Annotated in this window: 21 protein-coding genes; 9 read left to right on the top strand and 12 right to left on the bottom strand. The window is 52.0% G+C overall.

Features of this window, described 5'->3' with window-relative positions:
* Window positions 1-44 precede the first annotated feature (44 nt).
* Entirely contained in the window at window positions 45-158 is a 114-nt protein-coding gene (locus tag HV107_RS01115; protein WP_010433613.1) for a protein YohO, read from the top strand.
* Here HV107_RS01115 and HV107_RS01120 read toward each other — a convergent pair.
* The 7 genes from HV107_RS01120 to HV107_RS01150 all read right to left on the bottom strand — a co-directional run bounded on the left by HV107_RS01120 (window position 133) and on the right by HV107_RS01150 (window position 8,150).
* On the bottom strand, window positions 133-870 hold the full coding sequence (locus HV107_RS01120; protein WP_182061731.1) for an ABC transporter permease: 738 nt from the start codon (window positions 868-870) through the stop codon (window positions 133-135). The genes HV107_RS01115 and HV107_RS01120 overlap by 26 nt on opposite strands.
* Window positions 854-1,804 (bottom strand): ABC transporter ATP-binding protein, encoded by a 951-nt coding sequence (locus tag HV107_RS01125; RefSeq protein WP_182061732.1) that lies wholly within the window; start codon window positions 1,802-1,804, stop codon window positions 854-856. Before HV107_RS01125 ends, HV107_RS01120 begins: the two co-directional genes overlap by 17 nt.
* The gene (locus HV107_RS01130) at window positions 1,797-2,954 is read right to left on the bottom strand and encodes an ABC transporter permease (protein WP_310649366.1); all 1,158 of its coding nucleotides are present in this window, start codon (window positions 2,952-2,954) and stop codon (window positions 1,797-1,799) included. Before HV107_RS01130 ends, HV107_RS01125 begins: the two co-directional genes overlap by 8 nt.
* Before the next feature lie 12 nt (window positions 2,955-2,966).
* Window positions 2,967-3,884, bottom strand: coding sequence for an ABC transporter substrate-binding protein (locus HV107_RS01135; protein WP_182061733.1), 918 nt, complete (start codon window positions 3,882-3,884; stop codon window positions 2,967-2,969).
* 70 nt (window positions 3,885-3,954) lie between these two features.
* Window positions 3,955-5,190, bottom strand: coding sequence for an MFS transporter (locus HV107_RS01140; RefSeq protein WP_182061734.1), 1,236 nt, complete (start codon window positions 5,188-5,190; stop codon window positions 3,955-3,957).
* 51 nt (window positions 5,191-5,241) lie between these two features.
* Window positions 5,242-6,801, bottom strand: coding sequence for an MFS transporter (locus HV107_RS01145; RefSeq protein ID WP_182061735.1), 1,560 nt, complete (start codon window positions 6,799-6,801; stop codon window positions 5,242-5,244).
* Between the two features lie 23 nt (window positions 6,802-6,824).
* On the bottom strand, window positions 6,825-8,150 hold the full coding sequence (locus tag HV107_RS01150) for a glycoside hydrolase family 28 protein (protein WP_182061736.1): 1,326 nt from the start codon (window positions 8,148-8,150) through the stop codon (window positions 6,825-6,827).
* Here HV107_RS01150 and HV107_RS01155 point away from each other — a divergent pair.
* Complete coding sequence (locus tag HV107_RS01155; protein ID WP_182061737.1) at window positions 8,149-8,397, top strand: hypothetical protein; 249 nt, start codon at window positions 8,149-8,151, stop codon at window positions 8,395-8,397. The genes HV107_RS01150 and HV107_RS01155 overlap by 2 nt on opposite strands.
* Window positions 8,398-8,490: 93 nt before the next feature.
* On the opposite strand, the gene bglX is transcribed toward HV107_RS01155, so the two are convergent.
* Window positions 8,491-10,788 (bottom strand): beta-glucosidase BglX, encoded by a 2,298-nt coding sequence (bglX, locus tag HV107_RS01160; RefSeq protein ID WP_182061738.1) that lies wholly within the window; start codon window positions 10,786-10,788, stop codon window positions 8,491-8,493.
* Between the two features lie 189 nt (window positions 10,789-10,977).
* On the opposite strand from bglX, the gene dld reads away from it, so the two are divergent.
* The 6 genes from dld (at window position 10,978) to HV107_RS01190 (ending at window position 17,085) form a co-directional block, all read left to right on the top strand.
* Window positions 10,978-12,726, top strand: a complete 1,749-nt coding sequence (gene dld, locus HV107_RS01165; RefSeq protein ID WP_182061739.1) for a D-lactate dehydrogenase — start codon at window positions 10,978-10,980, stop codon at window positions 12,724-12,726.
* A gap of 112 nt (window positions 12,727-12,838) precedes the next feature.
* The gene (locus tag HV107_RS01170; RefSeq protein WP_182061740.1) at window positions 12,839-13,393 is read left to right on the top strand and encodes a GNAT family N-acetyltransferase; all 555 of its coding nucleotides are present in this window, start codon (window positions 12,839-12,841) and stop codon (window positions 13,391-13,393) included.
* 515 nt (window positions 13,394-13,908) lie between these two features.
* The gene (locus HV107_RS01175; protein ID WP_220458425.1) at window positions 13,909-14,388 is read left to right on the top strand and encodes a hypothetical protein; all 480 of its coding nucleotides are present in this window, start codon (window positions 13,909-13,911) and stop codon (window positions 14,386-14,388) included.
* 99 nt (window positions 14,389-14,487) lie between these two features.
* The gene (locus tag HV107_RS01180; RefSeq protein WP_182061742.1) at window positions 14,488-14,691 is read left to right on the top strand and encodes a hypothetical protein; all 204 of its coding nucleotides are present in this window, start codon (window positions 14,488-14,490) and stop codon (window positions 14,689-14,691) included.
* Between the two features lie 248 nt (window positions 14,692-14,939).
* Window positions 14,940-16,691 carry a hypothetical protein gene (locus HV107_RS27155; protein ID WP_259349669.1) on the top strand — a complete coding sequence of 584 codons (1,752 nt, stop codon included), beginning with the start codon at window positions 14,940-14,942 and terminating at the stop codon, window positions 16,689-16,691.
* Window positions 16,672-17,085 (top strand): hypothetical protein, encoded by a 414-nt coding sequence (locus tag HV107_RS01190; protein WP_182061743.1) that lies wholly within the window; start codon window positions 16,672-16,674, stop codon window positions 17,083-17,085. Before HV107_RS27155 ends, HV107_RS01190 begins: the two co-directional genes overlap by 20 nt.
* Before the next feature lie 396 nt (window positions 17,086-17,481).
* Here the strand turns inward: HV107_RS01190 and pbpG are convergent, their stop codons facing one another.
* Together pbpG and HV107_RS01200 are read right to left on the bottom strand one after the other, a co-directional pair.
* Window positions 17,482-18,402, bottom strand: a complete 921-nt coding sequence (gene pbpG, locus HV107_RS01195; RefSeq protein ID WP_182061744.1) for a D-alanyl-D-alanine endopeptidase — start codon at window positions 18,400-18,402, stop codon at window positions 17,482-17,484.
* A 167-nt stretch (window positions 18,403-18,569) separates the two neighbouring features.
* Window positions 18,570-19,157, bottom strand: a complete 588-nt coding sequence (locus HV107_RS01200) for a Yip1 family protein (RefSeq protein WP_182061745.1) — start codon at window positions 19,155-19,157, stop codon at window positions 18,570-18,572.
* Between the two features lie 174 nt (window positions 19,158-19,331).
* Between HV107_RS01200 and HV107_RS01205 the strand changes: the two genes are divergently transcribed.
* A complete protein-coding gene (locus tag HV107_RS01205) occupies window positions 19,332-19,898 on the top strand; it encodes a DedA family protein (RefSeq protein ID WP_182061746.1) in 567 nt (188 codons plus the stop codon).
* A 22-nt stretch (window positions 19,899-19,920) separates the two neighbouring features.
* Here HV107_RS01205 and mdtQ read toward each other — a convergent pair whose 3' ends face one another.
* Complete coding sequence (gene mdtQ / locus HV107_RS01210; RefSeq protein WP_182061747.1) at window positions 19,921-21,339, bottom strand: multidrug resistance outer membrane protein MdtQ; 1,419 nt, start codon at window positions 21,337-21,339, stop codon at window positions 19,921-19,923.
* A gap of 201 nt (window positions 21,340-21,540) precedes the next feature.
* Complete coding sequence (locus HV107_RS01215) at window positions 21,541-22,935, bottom strand: glycoside hydrolase family 1 protein (RefSeq protein WP_182061748.1); 1,395 nt, start codon at window positions 22,933-22,935, stop codon at window positions 21,541-21,543.
* Between the last annotated feature and the right edge of the window lie 7 nt (window positions 22,936-22,942).

The following is a 22,942-nucleotide window of genomic DNA, read 5'->3' on the forward strand; positions in this document are numbered from 1 at the left end:
ACGCTTCACCGTATAATTGCTCCGTTAACAACAGGAGCACATTTATGAAGGCAACTAAACTGGCCGTGATCACCCTTTTCGTCCTGATGGCCGTCAGCGGGATCGGCGGTGTTATGCTGGCAGGTTACTCGTTTATTGTTCGCGGCGGTGTCGGCTGAGGTAATTCGCCAGACGCTCGAAACCGCGGTCAACCACAATGGCCGCGAGCGCAACCAGCACTGCCCCCTGAACGATATAGGCCGTATTAAATCCGCTTAGGCCGATAATGATCGGCGTGCCCAGGGTGTTTGCCCCTACCGTGGAGGCAATGGTCGCAGTGCCGATGTTAATAATTACGGATGTGCGGATCCCCGCAATAATGACCGGGGCGGCCAACGGCAGCTCAACATTGCGAAGCCGCTGCCAGGCGCTCATTCCCATCCCTTCTGCCACACTCATCACCGATGCGGGCACGGCCGAAATCCCTGCTAGCGTCCCCTGCAATATGGGCAGCACGCCATATAAAATCAGGGCAATTATCGCAGGCTCCTGACCAAAACCTATCACCGGGACGGCGATCGCCAGCACGGCTACGGGCGGAAATGTCTGGCCGATGGCGGCAATGGTTTCAACCAGCGGGCGAAACTCCCGGCCCGAAGGCCGTGTGACCACAATCCCGGCGCCCACGCCAAGCACAATGGCCAGCACACTGGAAACCGCCACCAGCCAGAAGTGCGCCAGCGTCAGATTAATAAAACTTTCCTGCTGGTAGACCGGGCGCGGCAGCCCGGGAAAAAGCGCGCTGAATACCCTGGCGCTGTGCGGCATCAGGATTAACAGTGCGGCAAAAACCAGCACCAGCCAGATAAGCGGATCACGCACCCACTTCACGCGCCACCTCCCCCACCAGCAGATCGCGAAAATAGAGCGTGCCACAGAGTTTGCCCTGCACGTCCGCCACTGGCAGAACGTCACACTGCCGGGCAACAAAAGCCGATAGCGCATCGCGCAGGCTCATGTGCTCCAGCAACGGTTCGCCACCAGTTTGCGTCTCCTGCCGATGCATCGCCTCCCCGACGGTTCGCAGCGAAAGCAGGCGCACGCCCAGTTCACTACGGCCAAAAAACTCACGCACAAAATCGTTCGCCGGGCGCGTGAGGATCTCAAGCGGCGTGCCCTGCTGAATGACCTCGCCGTTGTCCATCAGTATCAGCCGGTCGGCTAGCTGAAGCGCCTCGTCAATATCGTGGGTCACAAGGATTATCGTGCGCCCCAGAATACGATGAATACGGGTCATCTCCGCCTGCAATGCGCTACGCGTCACCGGATCCAGCGCACCGAAAGGTTCATCCATCAACAGCACCTGCGGATTGGTAGCCAGCGCCCGCGCCACGCCAACCCGCTGCTGCTGCCCGCCGGAAAGCTGATGCGGATAACGGTCACGCAGGACAGGCTCTAACCCCAGCAGCGCCATCAGCTCATCCACACGCGCATTGATTTTTTGCCGTGTCCATTTTTCCAGCTGCGGTACGGTGGCGATGTTCTGCGCCACCGTCCAGTGCGGAAACAGGCCAATAGACTGGATGGCGTATCCCATTCGTCTGCGAAGCTCTAGCACCGGCAGGCTGCGGATCTCTTCACCGGCAAAACGGATCAGGCCGCTGTCGTGCTCCACCAGCCGGTTGATCATCTTAAGCGTGGTGGATTTTCCCGAACCCGAGGTGCCTATCAGCACGGAAAAGGCCCCCTCCTCAAAATGCAGATTCAGATGGCTTACCGCCGGACGCCCCGCAAAGGTTTTACTTACATCGTGGAATTCAATCATTCTCCCTCCCCCTGAGCAGCGCGAGCCATAGGGCAAACAGCGCATCCACCACCACCGCCAGGGCAATCGCCGGAACAACACCCAGCAGCACTAAATCCAGTGCGCTGCTGAGCAAGCCCTGGAATACCAGTGCGCCAAACCCGCCTGCGCCAATCAACGCCGCGATCACCGCCATCCCTACCGTCTGCACGGCCACCACCCGCAGGCTGCGCAGCAGCAGCGGTAACGCGATGGGCAGTTGTATCTTCCAGAAGCACTGGCGCGTGCTCATTCCCATCGCCTGCGCGCTTTCCAGCACATTCGGTGCAACCTGGCTTAGCCCCGCCACCACACCGCGAACCAGCGGCAAGAGCGCGTACAGCACCAGCGCAATCAGTGCAGGGGTTAATCCCGTACCGGCGATACCGAGTGAAGCAAGCAGCGGGAATGATTTGACCAGGCCTGCCAGCGGCGCAATCAACAGGCCAAACAGCGCCACGGACGGGATAGTCTGAATGACGTTCAGCAGTGCAAAGACCGCGCCCTGCCGCGCGGGATGGCGATAACACCATATCCCCAACGGCAACCCCAGCAGCAGCGCCGGGAACAGCGTCCCGAACAAGATGGTCAGATGCTGGGCCAGGGCATCATCAAAGATGTCCTGGCGGTTGGCATACTCTTTTAACAATGAGAGGTTATCCAGCGCACCGCTGAACAGCAGCAATAGCGGGATAGACCAGATCTGCGCATTTAGCACCCAGCGCCAGACGGCGTGCGGCGTAAGACGCCGAATGGCATCACTGCTTGCCAGCAGACAGAGCGCAAGCCACAGCCACAGGCCGCTCCCCACAGAGGTTCGCGCCAGCGGGCTTTCGGCAGAAACCATCTGCGTTGCCGCAAGGCCTGCGCCCCAGAACAACACAATAAACAGCGCTTCGCAGAGGATAAGCGTCAGCCACTGGGCCGCACGTCCTTGCCAGAGCGATAACGCAATAATCGCGCCCAGCGCCCCTGCCAGCAGCAGCGGCGTAAATGACCAGACCTGCCAGAGCGCGCGCCCTTCACCTGACACCAGGCGGTTAGGCGCGACATTCACAAACGGAAGCGCAACGGCCACGATAGCGACACCGGTCAGCATCAGCAGAACGCGGTTATGACATTTTATTGGCACAGCCCTGTCCTGTTACTTCGCAAGCCCTTGTTGTTTCAGGAAGTCGGCAGCCACTTTTTTGGCATCCAGCCCCTCGACGGCAATACTGGCGTTGAGCTGTTGCAGCGTTTTCTCATCCAGTTTTTCAAAGACCGGTTTGAGCCACGCGCCAATCTCCGGGTACGCCTTCAGCGTGGCTTCACGCACGACAGGTGCTGGAGCATAAATTGGCTGAACGCCTTTCGGATCGGTCAGGGTTTGCAGGCCAAGCGCCGCAACCGGGCCATCGGTCCCGTAGGCCATAGCGGCATTCACCCCGGAGGTTTGCTGCGCCGCTGCTTTGATAGTCACTGCCGTATCGCCCCCGGCCAGAGAGAGCAACTGGCTCTGATCAAGTTTAAAGTCATAGGCTTTTTCAAACGCCGGAAGCGCGTCTGGCCGCTCGATAAACTCAGCGGACGCGGCGAGCTTAAAGTCGCCCTTCTCTTTGAGGTAACGACTCAGATCGTCAAGCGACGTCAGCTTGCCTTTTTCGGCAAGATCTTTGCGCACGGCAATGGTCCAGGTGTTGTTGGCAGGCGCTGGGGTCAGCCAGACCAGCTTGTTCTGATCCGCATCCAGCTTTTTGACTTTTTCATAGCCGGCCTGCGCATTTTTCCAGGCAGGATCGTTCTCATCTTTGAAGAAGAAGGCCCCGTTGCCGGTATATTCAGGGTAGATATCCAGCTCGCCAGAAGTGATAGCACCACGCACAACGGGCGTTGTGCCAAGCTGTACTTTATTGACCGTTTTGACACCGTGGCTTTCCAGCACCTGCAAGATGATATTGCCAAGCAGCGCACCTTCGGTATCAATCTTAGAACCAACTTTCACCGGCTCCGCCGCCTGTAGCGGCAGGCTCAGCGCTGCCAGAAGTACCGCTGAGCCAGTGATCCCCTTTGCAATCGTCATTGGGCTTTCCTCATTATTTTGCCGCCTTTTTCATAGGCTTGAGAGAAAAGCGTAGCCTAAAAACCAGAATTCAGCCTTCTTCCGGTAAGGTCAGCGGCACACTCAGCAGGCTGGCGGCAAAATAGAGAATGGCGATCACCCATAACGTGCCCTCCACACCAAGCGGGACAACGCAGAGTGTGACAATCAGCGGCCCGACAAAATTACTTAACCCGGAGCCCAGATTCAGACAGGAGATGGCCGCCCCTTTGTTGTGAGGTAACAGAGAAGGTATCAGCGCGCTCAGCGGGCCAAACGCCCCAAGACCAATGGCATATAACACCAGCGCCATAAACAGGGCTGTTTCACTGTTGCCAAACCACACCGGCGCGTAACAGACGGCAAGCATCGCCAGCCCGCACAGCGTGCCCGAGAACCAGACCACCGTCTTGCGCCAGCCGATAGTGTCCCCAAGCCAGCCGAAGAAGTAGTTGGCGAAGATATTGACCACGTTCACCAGCCCCCAGATGCCCAGCCACTGGGCGATGCTGAAACCAAAGCGCGGCAGGTAGACCGGCATCAGGATCACCAGCGAGAACTTGCCGATGTCATTGATGGTTTTGACGATAACCGCAAGGCGCATTTTTGGCTCGCGTACCAGCACCAGTAATCCTTCCGCCAGCGCGGTGCCAAGCCTGCCCTCGTGCTGCCACTGCGGACGATCACGGTTGAGCACCAGCGCGCAAAACGCCCCCAGCACCACAAATACAAAGCCGCTAAGCAGCGTGGCGGTTTCGCCAATAACAGGCAACATCACGCCGGAATACCACGGCCCGACAATGGTCATCCCCACGCCGAAGGCAATCCAGAACCAGGAGACCGCGCGGCCAAGAATACCTGGCTCACAGCGCTGGTTGACCCACACCAGAAACGAATAGGCAAACAGAGGATACGCCACGCCGCGCAGAGCGTAGCTCGCCACCATCAGCGGGTAATGCCCCTGCGGCAGCGCCCAGCCAATAAACGGGACTGAGCCGATAAAGTAAATCAGCGTAGCGACCCACATCAGACGACGCAGCCCGAGCACGCCCGCACCAATGCCGGAGAACCACGACACCAGCGCCACACACAAGCCAAAGACCGACGAAAGCAGGCTGATATGCACCGCATCAAACCCACGGTGCTGTAACAACGAGGCGAGCCAGCTTTGTTCGATAGTCGCCCCGGTAATAAACAAGAAAATGCCAAAAAATCCCCAGCACAACTCACGGGGCAGCCCTAACCGGGCCCAGATCCCCTGCTGGATAATCATACTGTGTTCTGTCATGTCAGTTCATCTTAAGCAGGCCGGGCGCACGAGCCCGGCCAAATCAGAAAGTCAGGCGTTTTCCAGTTGCCCGGCCAGTTTGCGGGCAAGCATCCGCTTGCGATTGAGGTAGCCGACGGTGTTTTCACCCCAGCAATGTTCGTATGGCATCCCGGTCAGGCTTTCGATCACCGCCCGGTTTTCTGTGCTCACGGTGGCCTTACTGCCGCCCTGTTTCAGACGCGCGACTTCCTCGTTCAGAATGGCGTGCGTACGGCTGTTCACCCTGAACTGGAAGGCAGACCAAATCCCCCACAGGGTGAGGACAACCGGCAGGGCAATCATGATAATCATGATCATGCTGATAGCTGACTGCGGCTGAGCGCTCTGCCCGGAGACGAAGCCCGACATCTGCAACGCGACCCCGACCAGGAAGATCGAGAGCGCCTGAGAAGCTTTGCGCAGCAGGCTCATAAACCCGGCAAAGATCCCTTCACGACGATTCCCGGTAAGGATTTCATCCACATCGGCCACAAAGGTGTAGTTGTTCCACGGAATGGCATAAATCCCCCCGCGCGCCAGACCGGCAACCGCAGCGCCCACATACAGAAGGGTCATTCCACCCACGCCGCTGATGTACGCCGAAACAAACAGAGCAAAAGCGAGCAGCGCCATGGTGGCCTGAGTGGCGAAAGCCCGGGAAGGCGAGAAGCGCAGCGTCAGCCAGGTGGCGATACCAACGCCAAAGAATTGCAGGCCGTTGATCACCCCCAGCAGGTTAGAGGCCATCACGGATGAGGTCATCATCGCGAAGACCACAAAATAGGTGAATACCGAGTTGAAGATGTCCTGTGCAACTGAGCCACCAAGGTACATGCCCAGATGCGAACGGAAGGTCTTTATCTTAAGCGTGGAGACAAAATCGTAGTAGATATGAAAAATGCGGGTCCCAAACGGCTCCTTTTCCTCGTCTTGCGCGTGGTGCTCGTTTTGCTGTATTTCTTCCAGCGAGCGCTCCCAGGTGCCGAAATAGACAAAGAACAGCACTATCATGAACGACACGGTGAAAATGGCCCCGGTGTAGAAGAAGGAATCCGAAGAGTCCTGGCCGAAGTAACCCACCAGCCGTCCGGGCAGGAATGCCGCCGCAAACCCGGCCAACTGGGCAATGTACATGCGGGCGCTGGTCAGTTTTGAGCGTTTTTTGAAATCAGAGGTCATCTCCGCCGACAGCGTGTCGTACGGGATAATTATCATGGTGTAGACGATTTCAAAGAGGATATAGAACAGCAGATACATCCAGTAATTGAACCCTTCTACCCACAGCAGGCTGTAGACCGACACCAGCGGAATACTGGCCAGCAGGAAGAAACGGCGGCGACCAAACCGACGTCCGAGTCGGGTTTTATGGAAGTTATCGGAAACATAACCGATAACCGGACACATAATCACATCGACAATCCTTGCCACTGCAAACAGCGACCCTGCCTGGAGAGGCGTCAGGCCGCAAAATGTGGTCAGGAAGAACAAAAGCCAGGCGCTGACAAGCGTAAAGGCCCCAGAACCAATCACATCCGCCAGCCCGTAACAGACATAGTTACGCAGCTTTATTTCACGTATTTTTTTTATCATTTTTATCCCCTGAATTTACCGTGTTAAACCCGGATTTCCTCAACATCCCAACCCTCAGGCAGCGGTGAAGGACGCGTTATGTGTAAATCACTTAATTGCAGCCGACTGACACCGCTGGCGAAAATCGCAGGTAGCCCTTGCGGATAACGCTCTACACCGTGGGCGCGCCCGGTATCGGGGTTCACCTTATAGGCGTTGTCCAGCCCCATTCCGGTTGGCCGTTCCGGGTTACACGGCGGGCGCACGTCGTAGCAGCCCTGTTCGTCTGACGGCCCACAAATCTGGTTGAAGGTCACTCCGCTGAAGGTGATACCGGAAATGGCATCGGGTATTTCACTGTGAAGATTGATGGCGCCCTCGCCCACGCCATTCAGGCCGGAGAAGGTGATTTGACTGATGTTGCCAGGACGGATATCCAGCGCGCGGTAACGCAGGGAGACAAAGATCGGATCGGCTTTCCCCCAGTGACAGGGATCGCCATGACGGCAATCAAACAGGATATTGCTAAAGACCATCTGGCTGAACGCGCCGCCATCGCGTGACACCAGGCCGATGCCGCGATTGGATTCAAAAATCACACAGTTGTTGACGGCAATATTGCGGATGTCCGCGTGGGTTTCAGTCCCGACTTTAATGGCGCAACTTTTAGAGCGAATAATGCAGTTATTCACCGTGACGTTATAAATTGGCTGCTGGAGTTCAGGTGCTTTGGCGGTTGTTTTCAGGCAGATGCCATCATCAGCGGCGCTGAAGTAGCTGTCACTGATGTGTACATGCTGGCAGCTGTCGATATCCAGCGCGTCGGTGTTGGAGAGCGTCAGGTCGTTATCGATGGTGAGATTACGGATAAAGACGTGGTTGCAGCTCACCAGATGGGCGGTCCACATGGGTGAGTCATACAGGGTGATATTACTGATACGCACCTGCTCGCAACTTTCGAACACCGCCAGACGAGGACGTTGGGTTTTCGGCTGGCGATACCCCTGCGCATCTGCCTGCGGCTCAAACCAGGCAGTGGCGTTCCCGTCAATACAGCCCGCTCCGCTTAGCGTCACGCCGCGGGCATCACGGGCGTATATCAGCGCCATGTGCGAAAGCTCTGCCATGCTTTGCGTCACTGCCGCCTGGTAATCCTCTTCGCGATGGCTGGCAAGCAGCCGGGCACCAGCTTCCAGATGCAGCGTGATATGTGAGGACAATACCAGGGTTCCGGTCAGATAGATGCCTGGCGTGACCACCAGCGTGCCACCCCCGGATATCGCCAGCTCGTCGATTAAGCCCTGTAGGGTCGCCGTCACGAGCGAAGCCCCGGTACGGTCCAGTTCGACGTTTTCTAATGTGAGTTTCATGTCGTTACCTGTCAGTATTGATTTAACAGGCATTAAACGGGGATTTCAGTGCACGCTCGTGGCGCAATCAGCGGGAATTTATACGAAGAGTGAAGGTCATCACGCCTGTCTGATGGCATTGCCGACACTTTTGATGTTGTTCACGTTTTCGCCCGGGGCGCAAAAAAGAAGTGTGAAAAACCTCACATTTCAGGGGCGCAGAGAGGGGAAAAAAGCGGGTTTTGGGGATTTTTGTAGTGAGGAGTAAGAAAAGTTGCGTTGTGGGTCACGGAACAGGAGGAATGAGAACAGATCGGGGGTTGTCAGTCCGCTCTCCCCAAAGGAGAGAGCGGCGGGAAAATCACTGCAATTCGAACTCGCCTTTATTCACGCGAGCTGAATCCACCCCGATAAACACATTGAATTTGCCCGGCTCAGCATCGTATTTCATCTGCTGGTTCCAGAACTTCAGTGCATCCACATCGATCGGGAAGCTGACGGTTTTGGTTTCACCCGGTTTCAGGCTCACCTTATCAAAGCCGCGCAGCTGTTTCACTGGACGACTCATTGATGCAGTGACGTCCTGAACGTACATCTGGATAACCGTTGCCCCTTCACGTTTGCCGGTGTTGGTCACCTCTACACTGGCGGTCACTTTGCCGTCACGCTTCAGTGTTGGCGCAGACATTTTCACGTCAGAAACCTTGAAGGTGGTGTAGCTCAGGCCATAACCAAACGGATACAGCGGGCCATTGGCTTCGTCGAAGTAGCGCGAGGTGTACTTGTTCGGCTTGTCAGCGTTATACGGACGACCGGTGTTCAGGTGGCTGTAGTAAACCGGGATCTGCCCAACCGAGCGCGGGAAGGACATCGGCAGCTTGCCTGACGGGTTGTAATCGCCAAACAGCACATCGGCAATGGCGTTACCGCCTTCGGTACCGGCAAACCAGGTTTCCAGGATGGCGTCAGCCTGCTGATCTTCTTTCACCAGCGCCAGCGGACGGCCGTTCATCAGCACCAGCACCAGCGGTTTGCCCGTGGCTTTCAGCGCAGCAATCAGGTCACGCTGGCTTTGCGGAATGGTGATGTCAGTGCGGCTGGACGCTTCATGCGCCATACCCTGCGCTTCCCCAACAACGGCAACCACCACATCGGATTGCTTCGCTGCGGCCACGGCTTCGTCAATCATCTCTTTCGGCGAGCGAGGATCAACTTTCACCGCCTCTTCATACTGATTAAGGAAGGTGACGATATCTTTATCGTTGGTGACGTTCGCCCCTTTGGCGTACACCACTTTACCGTTGTCACCGATGGCGTTTTTAATGCCGGTCAGAACGGTCACGGACTGATCGGCTACACCAGCTGCCGACCAGCTTCCCATCACATCACGCTTGCTGTCAGCCAGCGGGCCAACCACGGCGATAGTGCCGGATTTTTTCAGCGGCAGCGTTTCCAGACGGTTTTTCAGCAGCACCAGGCTTTCGCGTGCCACGTCACGCGCGTCTTTGCGGTGCAGGCGGCTTTCAGCGTTGGTATCAACAGGGTCTGACTCTTTTGGCCCCAGGTGGCTGTACGGGTCGTTAAACAGCCCCATGTCATATTTCACGTTCAGCACGTGGCGGGTGGCATCGTCCAGCTCTGCCTTCGTCACTTTGCCGCTCTTCACCAGCCCCGGCAGGTATTTGCTGTAGTACTCGTCGCTCATACTCATGTTAATGCCAGACTTGAGCGCCACACGCACCGCATCTTCAGGGTCAGACGCCGTACCGTGCTTGATAAGCTCTTTAATCGCGCCGTGGTCAGACACCGTGATGCCCTTAAAGCCCCACTGGTCACGCAGCACGTCTTTCAGCAGCCAGGCGTCAGAGGTAGCAGGCGTGCCGTTGAGCGAGTTCAGCGCCACCATCACCGCGCCGCTGCCTGCATCCAGGCCCGCTTTGTACGGCGGCATGTAGTCGTTGAACAGGCGCTGCGAGCTCATGTCGACGGTGTTGTACTCTTTCCCGCCTTCAACTGCGCCGTAAGCCGCGAAGTGCTTGACGCTGGTCATGACCGAATAGCGATCCGCCGGGCTTTTGCCCTGCATCGCTTCGACCATGGTTTTGCCCATCGTCGAGGTCAGATAAGTATCTTCACCAAAACCTTCAGAAGCACGCCCCCAGCGCGGATCGCGCGAGACATCCACCATCGGTGCCCAGGTCATGTTCAGGCCGTCATCCGCCGCTTCATAAGCAGAAATGCGCCCGACGGTTTTGACCGCATCGAGGTTAAATGAGGAGGCTAAGCCCAGGCTAATCGGGAAGACGGTACGCTGGCCGTGCAGCACGTCATAGGCGAAGAACAGTGGGATTTTCAGGCGGCTGAGTTCCATCGCCTGATCCTGCATTTTGCGGATATCCTGGCGGGTGACGGTGTTAAAAATCGCCCCGACCTGGCTATCCTTAATCATTTCGCGGATGGCCTCTTTCGGGTTATCCGGGCCAACGCTGATAAGACGAAGCTGACCGATTTTTTCATCGACCGTCATCTTCTTGAGCAATTCAGTGACAAATGCATCACGAGCTTCCGGCGTTAGCGGGTGATTGCCAAACAAATCATCTGCCAGTGCAGGTTGTAACGCCAGACTGACGGCGACCCCTACAGAACAAAGCCATTTCATGTTGTTTTACTCTCTCATCAATAACCGCCGGAAGATCTCGGCCAAACCGTGCGAAAAGCGCAGTTTGCCACAAACCCTCTGAACCTTGCAGGGTTATTCTCTGATTTTTCTCATGAATACTCGACCACTTAACAGTTTATCGCGCTATGCTTTACAGCGAGAAATTTGCCCCACCACAAGGAGTGGAAGATGTCTTCTGTTCGAACCTACGATAACAATACTTTTATTAACGAACTGTCGCGCCTGGTTGGTCACTCTCACCTGCTCACCGACCCGGCCAAAACGGCCCGCTACCGTAAGGGCTTTCGCTCCGGACAGGGCGATGCGCTGGCGGTGGTGTTCCCCGGCACGCTGCTGGAACTGTGGCGTGTGCTAAGCATCTGCGTCGATGCCGACAAGATTATACTGATGCAGGCTGCCAACACCGGCCTGACCGAAGGCTCGACGCCAAACGGCAACGATTACGATCGCGACATCGTAATAATCAGCACCCTGCGCCTGGACAAACTGCACCTGCTGGACAAAGGCGAACAGGTCCTCGCCTTCCCGGGCACCACGCTTTATTCGCTGGAAAAAGCCCTGAAGCCGCTGGGACGCGAACCGCATTCGGTGATTGGTTCCTCCTGTATTGGCGCCTCGGTTATTGGCGGCATCTGTAATAACTCCGGCGGCTCACTGGTGCAGCGCGGCCCTGCCTATACCGAAATGTCGCTATATGCCCGTATTGATGAAAACGGCAAGCTGACGCTGGTTAACCATCTGGGGATTGATTTGGGTGTGACCCCGGAACAGATCCTCAGCAAGCTTGATGATGACCGTGTAAAAGACACCGACGTTCAGCATGATGGCCGCCACGCCCACGATCATGACTACGTAACACGCGTGCGAGATATCGACGCCGATACACCAGCGCGCTACAACGCCGACCCGGACAGGCTGTTTGAGTCTTCCGGCTGCGCAGGCAAACTGGCGGTATTTGCGGTGCGTCTGGACACCTTCCCGGCAGAGAAAAAACAGCAGGTGTTTTATATCGGCACCAATCAGCCGGACGTGTTGACCGAGATCCGTCGTCATATTCTGGGGGAATTCACCCACCTGCCAGTGGCGGGCGAGTATATGCACCGGGATATTTACGACATCGCCGAGCGTTACGGGAAGGACACCTTCCTGATGATCGACAAACTCGGCACCGACAAAATGCCATTCTTCTTCACCATGAAGGGCCGCACCGACGCGATGCTCGATAAAGTGTCGCTGTTCAAGCCCCACTTCACCGACCGTTTTATGCAGAAACTGGGCAACGTCTTCCCGGCACATTTACCGGAGCGGATGAAGACCTGGCGCGATAAATACGAGCACCACCTGTTGCTGAAAATGGCCGGGGATGGCATCGAAGAGGCGCAAACCTGGCTGACGGAATTCTTCAAAACCGCCGAGGGTGATTTCTTTGCCTGTACGCCAGAAGAAGGCAGCAAAGCCTTCCTGCACCGTTTTGCCGCAGCGGGCGCAGCGATTCGTTATCAGGCCGTTCACGCTGAAGAGGTGGAAGATATTCTGGCGCTGGATATTGCCCTGCGCCGTAACGACACCCAATGGTATGAGCATCTGCCGCCGGAAATTGATAGCAAGCTGGTACATAAGCTCTATTACGGCCACTTTATGTGTTATGTCTTCCATCAGGATTACATTGTCAAAAAAGGGGTGGACGCGCATGAGCTGAAAGAGCAAATGCTCGCCCTGTTACATGAGCGTGGCGCGCAATATCCTGCCGAACATAACGTCGGGCATCTGTATAAAGCACCGGCAACGTTAAAGCGTTTTTATCGCGAGAACGACCCAACTAACAGTATGAACCCCGGCATTGGTAAAACTACACGGCATAAACACTGGAAAGAGCGGGCTGAAACCGTGGATCCTGATACACAACACATTGATTAATGTGTACAGCCATTTTTAAGAGATTGTTAAGCGTTCCTCAATCGTACTAGAGTAAATGACCGACGCCGGAGAAACGTTTCTCCGGCTTTTTATGACGAGGAGCCAGCACATCATGTCGGCCGTCGAAATTTTATCCGAAACCGAAGTTGAAGTGCGCGATGCACTACCCGACGATGTGCACGCTATCTCGGCTATCTATGCCTGGCATGTGCTTCACGGACGCGCGTCGTTCGAGGAAGTCCCCCCTGCGATTGACGAAATGCGCCAGCGAATGAAAAGTGTTGCTGACAGCGGTCTGCCGTGGCTGGTAGCGCTGTATCGCGGCATTGTGGTGGGCTATTGCTATGCTACCCCTTATCGCCCACGTCAGGCCTACCGATATACCCTTGAAGAATCTATCTATGTGGATGCCAGCACCACAGGTCGCGGTTTTGGCACGGCGCTGATGGACGCTCTGATTGCGCGTTGTGAAGAGGGGCAGTGGCGGCAAATGATCGCCGTTGTCGGCGACGGAAATAACAACCCCGGCTCGTTGCGATTGCATAAAAAACATGGCTTCGAGGTGGTCGGGCAGTTGCGCAGTGTGGGTTATAAAAAAGGTGACTGGCGCGATACGATTATTATGCAGCGCTCACTGAACGATGGTGACTGGACGCTGCCGGAATAAGGCGCTGTGCGGTCTGTGCCCTCACCCCGACCCGCCCTCTCCCACGGGGCTGAGGAATCCCCAAAAAAATTAAATATGGAAAAGTGGTTTTTTATCGTTCAAAACAGAGGTAAAACAACCGATAACCCGACAAGAGATGATCTTTTATGATCACTTTTCTGTCAGTTTACGAGCAGAGTGAAACTAACTGCTCGTAAAACATTCATTCTAATTATCTGAAACCACTAATAAAAAATTAGTGGGGATTCCTCAGCCCACGGGGAGAGAAATATTCAAAATCATTGACTATAATTTAATCGCAAACTTGTTATAACTACCTGATTAACAAGATAATTTAATAGTTGTGCAATCTCAAGTGAATTCATACGATTTCAACGTAACAGCCCCCACAACAACCCCCGCTGTTATGCAAATTGTATGCACCGCTTATGCAAAGGAGATAGCAACATGCGGCTAAATAATAGTGTGATCGGCGGATTACACGCAGCATCCAGCACTGAACAAAACAGGGTTATATGCCCAGAGCAAAGGAAGTAAGAAAGAAACTTCATGTCCTATATGAATATGGTGTTGTGGTTGATAACGATCCCATGAGCGATTCAGTATCTAACGGGGTGCAGTTTCAGATATCTCATAACCCTGTCAGGAATGTTCAGGACTTTGAAGCCGGAACCCCCGGAGAGCGTTATCTTGATTTTAAAGAATTGCGTTATCTGTTAACACTTCTTGCAAATGAAAAATACGTATTACTACCGGATGTACATGCCTTAATTGAGCAGGGGTTCTATACGTGCGGTCAGCGTCCATTCGAGTTATGTCACTTACAAAAAATTAGGTTTATCCCGGAACAAAATAAAATCATTCTAGCTAAAGAATTCTCAAAAACAGGGATCGAAACAGCCATTTTTTTATGTGATAAAGCGAAAAAAAATCTGTACGAACAGGCGACGCGACATCCTGAAAGTGATTTCCTCTTTCTTAATGTCAACTATTAGGAACAATTAAATACATACAATAAGAAAATAAAAGGAATTTCTGTTATCAGTGCTGAAAAGCCAACAATTGGCCTTAACAGTGATGCATGGAAGAATCATATGAAGAACTTTACCAGGAAAAATTTTGATAAATCACTTATGATGCGGGATATACGTCGTACATTTAAAACCCTGGCGGGTATGTTGCATTTTACTGAAAACGAACGTGATATCGTCAATCAGCATGTAAACAAAACAACCAGCAAAAAACACTATGATAAATATGATTATTTTATTGAAAAACGTGAAACGACTCAGAAATAGGAAAACGCATTAAAGGTTCTATTATCAAGCAATGGCCTTAATGAGATAAATTTGATTATTGAAAAGAAAAGTATGCTTTAACACATATCTCAAATGAATAGCATATAAAATAATATTGATTGCCTGAATCTTTGAATAAAGATTCAGGCTTTTTTTTAACGTTTGAGAAAACGATCACAATCTTAATCAATCATATAGTCTGAAATCATATGGTTAATAAAAGGACCGTTTCAATAAAGGATGCATGAATGAATAAATCAAGAGGTTTTCTGTTATCACCATACGACAAAACCAGTTGTGGAGGATATATTTTAAGGCATGAAAATGTTTATACTCTTGAACAATTTGAGTTTGCTTGTGAAGGAGATGAATATATATGTGGGATGGATGGTCAAAAATATATAATAGAGGGAGGGATGCCTAACGGGGAACTGATAGAAAAAAGTTGGCCATTGTATAGGAATTACAACGAAGAAGACCTTTGTATAACAGGTGAAAAAGTCATACCTTTCTCTGAAAGAATGAAAAATCCAGGTGATTTAGAACAATTACAAATTGATCCGTTTAGCAATTTTAATATGTTTGACATGAGAAGAAGTCAAAGATTAGGAATCGTAGGGGGACTAATACAATCCGGCAGAACTGAAATAATTACTGATGCAAAGCCGAATAAATTTGGTTTTATTGACCGTGATACCTTTATGCGATTAGAAATCGACAATAAGACATATGATTTTTATAAAAGAATTAGAGGGGACTTATCTCATTATTTCACGAAAATCATAAAACATTTAGCAGGTTCGGCACATAGTCAGGGAACCTGTGGATGCCGTTGCAGATTTATTCCTAAATTAAACATAACATATACATTTGATAAATATGCACAATACGGAGTGCAATCAGTACAACAAAATCCAATACGCAATACACAACAAAAAAGACAAATGACACCGCCACGCCAGCCTGTAGATCCTGGCTTTTGTGTAGTACCAGATCAGACAACACCTAATACATATGAATTAGAATTAATGATTAATCCACCATCAGGAGTGAAAGAGTTATACCGTGAGTTAAACCCGGAAAGAAAGAAAAAACCGGGTTCGATACTTATTGTTGCAGACCCATTATCCGACTCACCGGAAAAAATAAAGAAAATGCAGATCGCAAGAGACAAAATAGATGCGGCATTAGAACCTTTGACAGTTCAGGAAGCAAAGTTATTGCATGATAACAGGGGGGCTGTGGATGCATTTTCACATCAGCTTTTTGCCGATAATTTAAGTAAAGCTGGCGATGGATTGGGCTATATCAGTGAAATTGGGAAAAGTTATTATGAAGAAACTAATAGGATTCTAAGAGAAGTTGAGGATTTATATAAAAATACTTACAACCGAAACAATGGTATTGTTTCAGGTAAAGAGTTTTTTGGTCAAAGAACAAGGTTATTCAAACAACTTGATTTGGTTTTAACTAAATTTTCAAAAGCACAGTTAAATTTAGGTGAATATCATAGCATTAAAAGAGCGTTGGGCTTATCAACAAGATCTATTATGCACCGTTGGGATAGAACAGGCGTTGATAACATAGAAGGATATGCGTCATATATTGAAAAATCAGCCAAACTTATGAAGATCATGAAAACTGTAGGTTATGTAGGTATAGGTTTAGATTTTGCAAGTTATACTTCTAATGTCTATGATGCATGTTCGAAGGGGCGAGAAAGCGAATGCCGTAAAGTTGCTATTACAGAGTATAGTAAATTCGGCACCAAACAAGGCGTAAGTTATGCAGCAGGTGCTATAGGGGCATGGGCTGGTAATAGTGCTTGTATGTGGATATTAGGATTAGCAACTTCCGAGGTAGGCGCAATTGGAGCGGGTTTATGTCTCGTGACAGGTATCGGGACGGGAATGGGCGCAGCCAAGATGGTGGAAGGAAAAGCTGAAGATGCGGGGGAATATTTTGGAGAGCATATTTTATATGAAAAACTTTTTAAATAGTCACCCGAATATTGGCTTGTTATTAATAGCAATTTCAGCAATTGGAATGCTATTTATACTAATAGTATCAGCAGTAAATAAACTAGCATATAAAAAAATAATAAAATTATACATTGGTAAGTATTCAAGGTTACCTCTCACGGCGGCTTTAGCAAAAGAAGCGAGCTTAGTTGCCACTCCAGGTGCGTATCATGCTAAAGTTGGATTTATTATGGGTTCATTAATGTTACCCTATAATAAAATTACTAATCATGACATGACAAGAGAACAATATGATTATATTAACAACTTGCCACTTAAATTAACAATCGGGTTTAGAGTTGAAGCTTTTTTATGGGTGGTAATTGGTACAGGAATGGTCTTTGGATTTATATTGGAATTTGTTTTTAATTAAAAAAAGGGACTCTATTGAGTCCCTTTGCTTGGTAAAGTTGTTGAAGGCTATTTCTCGTTAGAGTTTGAGAAGCCAACGTCCTTGTCTTCCGGAATAAGTTACATACCTGCATACGGAAGAGTTGAAGCTCAAAGTAACATATTTGATGTTGATTGTACTTTAGAATGAGAACTCATTAAGTTATGAGTGAATGAATATGCATCCGAATGAATGCATATAATTTGAAACAGATACAGCGCCCGCTAAAGCACCCAATCAAAAATATTGAACCAAGATAAGAACTCTAATTTATTGTAATATCAGGATTAATATCATTTTTTATTATTCTAATCCTCTCGCCGTGGGAGAGGGAGAAAACATAAAAAACGGTAACCTGGGTTACCGTTTTACATTTACCTAATCGTTTTGCGCAGTTGCCATCTGTTCAGCTTTCTGCTTTTTGTAACTCAGTGCCGCAGCCGGCACTGGCTGTACTTTCCCGGTTTCAATCCAGGTACGCAGGCGGCTTGCATCCGCGAAGTGGGTATATTTGCCAAACGCATCCATCACCACCAGCGCCACCGGTTTACCGTTAAATACGGTACGCATCACCAGACAGTGACCCGCCGCATTGGTAAAGCCCGTTTTGGTTAACTGGATATTCCAGTTTTCGCGATACACCAGATGGTTAGTATTGCGGAACGGCAGCGTATACGCAGGGTTGGCAAAGGTTGCCATCTCTTCACGCGTGGTGCTGAGCTGGCCAATCAGCGGATACTGTTTGCTGGCAATCAGCAGCTTCGTCAAATCGCGTGCGGTAGAGACGTTGCGAATCGACAGCCCGGTAGGCTCAACATAATGGGTGTTAGTCATGCCGAGCGATTTGGCTTTTGCATTCATTGCGCGAATAAACGCGTCATAACCGCCCGGATAATGGTGAGCCAGGCTCGCCGCCGCGCGGTTTTCAGAGGACATCAGCGCCAGCAACAGCATATTCTTACGGCTGATTTCGCTGTTCAGACGCACGCGAGAGTAAATCCCTTTCATTTCTGGCGTCTGGCTAATGTCTACCTTCAGTTTTTCATCCAGCGGCAGTCGTGCATCAAGCACCACCATCGCGGTCATTAATTTGGTGATTGACGCGATCGGGCGCACCAGATCAGGGTGGCTGGCGTAGATCACCTGGTTGGTGTTCAGATCAACAATCATCGCGCTGCCGGAGGCAATTTCCGGCTGTGCAGCGGTGGTCACTGCGGGCGTTTTGGCTAACGCTGGCACAGCAACAGATGCGCCCAGGATCAGCGCAAGGCTAAGTAAAGAAACTCGGAATTTCAGCATGGTGAGACTTCTGATAATTATTCACGCACGTAATGACGTACACCGCCTGTGTTGAAGGATAAGCACAGGCTGGCTTCGGCATCATAGCGGTCACCGTGCTTTGTCGCCAGCGAAGAATCATGAACAGATGCTGCATTGCTGGCATTTACGCCAGCAATGCAGTGAACTTAAAAGAGACGATATCCATAACCCCAAAGAATAACTGTCAGGGCAAGTAAGGCTTCCAGCACCAGCACACCAATTGCGAGTGTTGAACTGGAGAAGCTAAGCCCCTCTTCTTTGTTGATATTGAGGAAGGTTGGAACCCCCAGATACAGCAGATAACCTGTGTAAAAGAGAGCAACAGTACCGATCAGCGCGCACAGCCAGACCAGTGGATAGAGCGCAACAATACCGCTTAAGAACAGCGGGGTCGCGACATATCCGGCAAAGACCATACAGTGTGCCAGCGACGGGCGTTTCGGATAGTTACGTGCCATCCAGTGAATGACACGCCCCATGACGGCCACCCCTGCCAGCATAATGCCGTAGAACAGGACGGCGAGATAAAGCCCGGTAAACCAGTTAAGCTTCACAACGGTGCCATCACCGAAGTTCCAGCCAATTTGCGTGGTGCCGATAAATGCGCAGATCACCGGCACTGCCGCCATCAGCAGCACGTGATGCGTGTAGTGATGCGCAATCGTTTCGTTCTCGCCTCTTATCACGTGCATTTCACGGTCGGGATGGGAAAAGAGTCCCCAGACATGGTTCATAGCGCCCCCTTGTTGTCGGCCCGTCAGCGATACTTCAAGTATAATGCAGGCTTCAGATTATTTTATGTGCAACGCTAAAAATGCCGCCTGGTGCAATCTGCATTCATTGCACCAATATTGATTCATGGGGTATATGATTAATGCAGGCACTGGCAGGGAGACTACGCTGACTTTATGGATATCAATGGTCTGATTGAACAGTACGGCTACGCAGCGCTGGTGATAGGCAGCGTAGCTGAAGGCGAAACCATCACGCTGCTTGGCGGTGTGATCGCGCATCAGGGATTATTACGTTTCCCGTTGGTGGTGGCCGCCGTGGCACTGGGCGGCATGATTGGCGATCAGCTGCTCTATTTTCTGGGGCTGCGCTACGGCCCTGCCCTGCTGCAACGTTTTTCAAAACACCGTAAGAAAATCCGCCGTGCCCAGCGACTCATCCAGCGTCATCCGTACCTGTTTGTGATTGGCACGCGCTTTATGTACGGCTTTCGTATTATCGGGCCGATCCTGATTGGCGCCAGCCGCCTGCCGCCTAAAATTTTCCTGCCGTTAAATATCCTTGGCGCCATTGGGTGGGCGTTGATCTTTACCACGCTGGGTTATCTCGGCGGTGAGGTCATTGGCCCGTGGCTGCACAATCTTGATCAGCACGTTAAACACTGGGCATGGTTGATTCTGGTGGTTGGGGCGGTGATTGCCGTACGGATTTGGCTCAAACATCGGGAAAATAAGCGTGAGTGAAAATGCGCTCCCGCCGTTGCTGTTACCCGTGGTTATAGCCCCCACCCAGCGCGGAGGTCAGCTGGAGCGATGCGTCAAGGTACTGCCCTTTCAGGGTCAGCCCGGCAATGTGTTCCTGTAATGCGGGGATTTTGGCCTCGCTGACGCGTGAACCGGCAATCAACCCGGCGCTAAAGCGGGCCTGTGCAAGGTTCACCACCCGCGCGGCATCGTGTTCCACTTTCTGCTGCTGTTGATTTTTGTGGGCCAGCGTTTCAACTTCACTGGCGGTTCGCGCTACCTGATTGACCGCATCCACAACCGCTTTGTTGTAATCGGCAATGCTCAGGTTGGTTTGCGCCTGGGCAATATCCAGCCCGGCATTAAGCCGGCCGCTATCGAAGATGGGCAGCGTAAACCCGGCGGTGACGCCCATCTGCTGTGCAGAATGGCGGAACAGGTCGCTCAGGTGCAGGGCATCCTGTTGCAGGAACGCCATCAGGTTGAAGTCCGGGTAGAAGGCCGCTTTGGCGGCATCAACATTGCTCATGGACGCTTCAATGTACCAGTGTGCTTCCTGAAGATCCGGGCGACGTGCCAGCAGCTCATAACCCAGCGTTGAGGGTAACGAGGCCTCAACCGCAGGTAAATCATGACGCGCCAGCTTTATCGACGACGAGTTAGTCAGCGCCTGTAGTCTCGCTTCAATAACCTTCATCTTACCGCTCACTTCGGCAATGCGTTCATCAGTTTTGCTGGCGTTGATATCCGTCTCCACCCCTTCGATGGATGAGGTGATCCCGTGCTGATAAAGCTCTTTATCCGCCGAGATAATCGAATTTTGTTCCTGCCTGATGTCGCTTAACACGCTGTTGATCGCCGACTCGGTCTGCCACTCCCAGTAAAGCCTTGCCACGCTGCTGGCCAGCAGTTGCCGGGTCTGTTCCAGCTCGGCTTTCTGGGCGTTAACCTTACCGATACGCGCCTCAACGAGATCGCGGTTTTTACCCCACAGATCCAGGTCCCAGCCCGCCGTCACGCCAAAGGTGCCGTTGGTATACCACGGCCCGGTAGTGCCTGCGGCCGGATCGGTTATCGCGAAGGGCCCCATTAACCCTTCGGCGGACATTTTTTGCCGTTCGACATCTGCGGATAAATCGATCTGCGGGCCGTCGGCGGCCATGGTGGCTTTAGCCTGCGCTTCCGCAAGCGTAATGCGCTGCCGGGCGATTTGCATATCTGGCGCATCATTCAGGGCCTTCGTAATCAGCGCATTAAGCTGCGGATCGCCATAGGCTGTCCACCATTCACTTTTCGGCCAGTCGGTATGGCTAAGTTGTGTTGCCACCGTCGCGTTTACCGCTTGTGTTCCGATGGGGGCTACCGTGGAATGTTGCGGTGCGCAGGCAGTAAGAATGAATAAAAGAGGAGCACTCAGAGATATAAAAAGAGACGATTTCATTACGCCATTCACTCAAAAAATAAAGGCGCAAATTACCCCTGTAAAACTTCTTTTTTTTAGGAAACCGTGGCAATCCGTAATTTGTTATACAAATTCACGTTTAGAAAAATATTCAGCGGACAAATTAATTAAATATATTTAATATCCAAACTAATTATTAACCCGACAGAAATAAAATCTGCCGGGTTAATAACCAGTGTTTTACACTTTCAGTGACGCGCCTTTTGTGGCAATCACTTCTTTATACCAGTGGAAACTTTTCTTACGGCTGCGCGCCAGCGTCCCTTTTCCGCTATCGTCACGGTCGACATAAATAAAGCCGTAGCGTTTAGACAGTTCCGCTTTAGAGGCGCTTACCAGGTCGATTGGCCCCCAGCTGGTATAGCCCATCACCTCAACGCCGTCGTCAATCGCCTCACGCACCTGGACCAGGTGATCGTTGAGATAGCTGATACGGTAGTCGTCCTGCACCACGCCTTCAGCATCCGGTTTGTCTTTCGCGCCCAGACCGTTTTCCACAATAAACAGCGGTTTCTGATAGCGATCCCACAGCACGTTCAGCAAGGTGCGCAGGCCAACCGGGTCAATCTGCCAGCCCCACTCAGAGCTTGCGAGGTGCGGGTTTGGCACCATGCTCAGGATATTGCCGCGCGCCTGCTGGTTCAGCTCTTCATCGGTGGTCACACATCCGGTCATGTAATAGCTGAACGAGATAAAATCGATGGTCGATTTCAGCGCATCGCGATCCGCATCGGTAATCTCCAGTTGGATGCCATTATCACGGAAGAAACGCAGCATGTAGCCCGGATAAGCGCCACGGCACTGTACGTCGCCGAAGAACTGCCAGGCGCGGTTTTCCTGAAGTGCTTCCAGCACATCTTCTGGTTTACAGGTCAGCGGATACATCAGGCCGCCCAGCAGCATGTTGCCAATTCTGGCGTCAGGAATAATGTCATGGCAGGCTTTTACCGCCAGCGCGCTGGCCACCAGCTGGTGGTGAATAGCCTGATACACCTCGCCTTTACTGCTGGTTTCCGGCAGGCCAACACCGGTCATTGGCGCGTGCAGCGACATGTTGATCTCGTTGAAGGTCAGCCACAGTTTGACTTTCTCTTTGTAACGCGCAAACACGGTACGGGCGTAGCGTTCGAAGAAACCAATCACCTGACGGCTGCCCCAGCCGCCATACTGCTTCACCAGTCCCCACGGCATTTCATAGTGCGACAGGGTGACCAGCGGCGTGATGTTGTGCGCGGCCAGTTCGTCGAACAGCTTGTCGTAAAACGCCAGGCCCGCTTCGTTTGGCTGTTGTTCATCCCCATTCGGGAAGATGCGCGTCCAGGCAATAGAGACACGCAGGCAGCTAAAGCCCATCTCGGCAAACAGGGCAATGTCTTCCGGGTAGCGATGATAGAAATCGATCGCCACATCTTTAATGCCGTTGTCACCCGCCACGCGCTCCACCACCGGGCCAAACACCCCCTGTGGCTGGACGTCAGAGGTGGACAACCCTTTGCCATCGGTCAGGTAAGCGCCTTCTACCTGATTCGCGGCAACCGCGCCGCCCCATAAAAAATCATCCGGGAAAGTTTTCATCACGTTC

It is taken from the genome of Enterobacter sp. RHBSTW-00175 (assembly GCF_013927005.1).
In the GTDB taxonomy this organism is placed as follows: Bacteria; Pseudomonadota; Gammaproteobacteria; order Enterobacterales; family Enterobacteriaceae; genus Enterobacter.

Bases quoted from the DNA above. Each gene is read 5' to 3' on its own strand.
- HV107_RS01200 (WP_182061745.1), bottom strand. From the start codon at position 19,157: ATGAACCATGTCTGGGGACTCTTTTCCCATCCCGACCGTGAAATGCAC.
- HV107_RS01175 (WP_220458425.1), top strand. From the start codon at position 13,909: ATGCCCAGAGCAAAGGAAGTAAGAAAGAAACTTCATGTCCTATATGAA.
- HV107_RS01180 (WP_182061742.1), top strand. From the start codon at position 14,488: ATGAAGAACTTTACCAGGAAAAATTTTGATAAATCACTTATGATGCGG.
- HV107_RS01135 (WP_182061733.1), bottom strand. From the start codon at position 3,884: ATGACGATTGCAAAGGGGATCACTGGCTCAGCGGTACTTCTGGCAGCG.
- HV107_RS01215 (WP_182061748.1), bottom strand. From the start codon at position 22,935: ATGAAAACTTTCCCGGATGATTTTTTATGGGGCGGCGCGGTTGCCGCG.
- HV107_RS01155 (WP_182061737.1), top strand. From the start codon at position 8,149: ATGTCGTTACCTGTCAGTATTGATTTAACAGGCATTAAACGGGGATTT.
- HV107_RS01125 (WP_182061732.1), bottom strand. From the start codon at position 1,804: ATGATTGAATTCCACGATGTAAGTAAAACCTTTGCGGGGCGTCCGGCG.
- mdtQ (WP_182061747.1), bottom strand. From the start codon at position 21,339: ATGAAATCGTCTCTTTTTATATCTCTGAGTGCTCCTCTTTTATTCATT.
- HV107_RS01205 (WP_182061746.1), top strand. From the start codon at position 19,332: ATGGATATCAATGGTCTGATTGAACAGTACGGCTACGCAGCGCTGGTG.
- dld (WP_182061739.1), top strand. From the start codon at position 10,978: ATGTCTTCTGTTCGAACCTACGATAACAATACTTTTATTAACGAACTG.
- HV107_RS01145 (WP_182061735.1), bottom strand. From the start codon at position 6,801: ATGATAAAAAAAATACGTGAAATAAAGCTGCGTAACTATGTCTGTTAC.
- pbpG (WP_182061744.1), bottom strand. From the start codon at position 18,402: ATGCTGAAATTCCGAGTTTCTTTACTTAGCCTTGCGCTGATCCTGGGC.
- HV107_RS01170 (WP_182061740.1), top strand. From the start codon at position 12,839: ATGTCGGCCGTCGAAATTTTATCCGAAACCGAAGTTGAAGTGCGCGAT.
- HV107_RS01140 (WP_182061734.1), bottom strand. From the start codon at position 5,190: ATGACAGAACACAGTATGATTATCCAGCAGGGGATCTGGGCCCGGTTA.
- HV107_RS01150 (WP_182061736.1), bottom strand. From the start codon at position 8,150: ATGAAACTCACATTAGAAAACGTCGAACTGGACCGTACCGGGGCTTCG.
- bglX (WP_182061738.1), bottom strand. From the start codon at position 10,788: ATGAAATGGCTTTGTTCTGTAGGGGTCGCCGTCAGTCTGGCGTTACAA.
- HV107_RS01115 (WP_010433613.1), top strand. From the start codon at position 45: ATGAAGGCAACTAAACTGGCCGTGATCACCCTTTTCGTCCTGATGGCC.
- HV107_RS01190 (WP_182061743.1), top strand. From the start codon at position 16,672: ATGAAAAACTTTTTAAATAGTCACCCGAATATTGGCTTGTTATTAATA.
- HV107_RS27155 (WP_259349669.1), top strand. From the start codon at position 14,940: ATGAATAAATCAAGAGGTTTTCTGTTATCACCATACGACAAAACCAGT.